The organism is Blautia sp. DFI.3.45 (genome assembly GCF_020593505.1).
GTDB classification, from domain to species: domain Bacteria; phylum Bacillota; class Clostridia; order Lachnospirales; family Lachnospiraceae; genus Blautia_A; species Blautia_A wexlerae.
The window spans coordinates 1-1,456 of the sequence record NZ_JAJDMI010000123.1 but is presented as its reverse complement, the minus strand read 5'-3'; the positions used below and the strand labels follow the sequence as shown (position 1 = coordinate 1,456).

The following is a 1,456-nucleotide window of genomic DNA, read 5'->3' as shown; positions in this document are numbered from 1 at the left end:
GGGAATTTAGGCAGCGAGTGAAATCGCTGCCTATTATTATGGTTTTACAAAGAAGGGAGTTGGTTATGAGAAGATCTTTGTATTTCAGGAGCATCCTGTTTGAGATATTTGGACAGGTTTTGATGTATCAATTCCAACTCTTTTATTTCTTGCTTAAAAGAAACGTATTGAGTATTTAGTGATTCCTTTCTGGAAATAAGATCTGCAATTTGCTCTTGTAACTTATTGGAATTAAGATGTTTCAGGTCTATACCATTTTCCTGTAAAATATGTTCAGCACCAGCGAAAAGAATAATTTGAGATTCATATTTACGGAAATAACGATCTGGATCTTTGGAACTTTTATAATGGTCATCGTAAATTTTATTTTTCTGATATTGTTTGGCATATTTTAGCATTTCTCGAAGATGACGTATCTGAGACTCGAGAGAAACAACAGAGGTATTTACCTCTTTTTGCTGCATATGTAACAAGGCTATGCGGTCTTCAAGTTCTGAAAAATTATGTAGATTATGTGTGAACATCTTGTTATATTCAGCAGAGACAATTTTTAAATTTTCCTTATTTGCCCATTTCTGAAGTCCAATGTTTCCTGCTATATTGGGAGCATTGGTATCTATTAATTTGTTATGAACAGAAGGAAAAATAGCTTTCTGACGTTTATTTTCAATGCGTTCTTTGATACGTTCTTTAGTAAAATTTTTTCCTAAAGATTTAGCACTTCCACGCACTGGACGGGACATATCGGGAGAACGAAAGGTAATGTATTTTCTGCTGCTTTCGCCAAATTCTGCGTTTTTTATTTCATATCCTTTAGCTTCCATAAATGCAAGAAATTCTGAGTAAGTGGAAACAATTCGGATTGTCTGGTTGATATCTTTTCGCAGCTGCGCTTTTTTACTGGATTCAGATTTATTTGCAGCCCATTCATTGTATTTCATTCCTTTTTTACCATCTGGCATAATTGTGGACAGGTTATGTTCCTGGCATAAAGTGTCGCTGAGATTTCGTATTTTCCAGTAATTCTTTTTACAGTCATGGTAATGAGAAAAAGTGATGTTATCTGCAGAACAGAAAATTAAATGGTTATGTACATGACCTTTATCAGTGTGTGTTGTCAGAACATAGGAGTATTTTCCCTCCAGTAAGCGATCCGCAAGTTCTTTGCCAATTTGATGGGCTTTTTCATAGGAAACTTCACCAGGGGAAAATGCCTGAATCAGATGAAATGCCTTATTTGTATTGTGCGGATCTCTGCAGTCATGTGTATGATCCAAAGTGTATTTAAAGTCAAGAGCGGCTGTTTCGGGAGAGCAGGCAAAGGAAGAAATATATAGATTCTGGTCAGTTTTATCTGGATTGCAGATGTATTCTATTGCTTTATCAACGGTTGTTTTGATACCATGGATTTTTGTAACTGCCATATTTTTTCCATTAACTCCTTTATATCGTCCAG

The 1,456-nt window shown here is 35.4% G+C and carries 1 protein-coding gene; it reads right to left on the bottom strand.

Annotated elements, in window-relative coordinates; all coding sequences use genetic code 11:
• Window positions 1-44: 44 nt before the first annotated feature.
• Window positions 45-1,456 (bottom strand): relaxase/mobilization nuclease domain-containing protein (locus LJE09_RS17165; protein WP_227311594.1); only part of this gene is annotated, 1,412 nt, incomplete at its 5' end.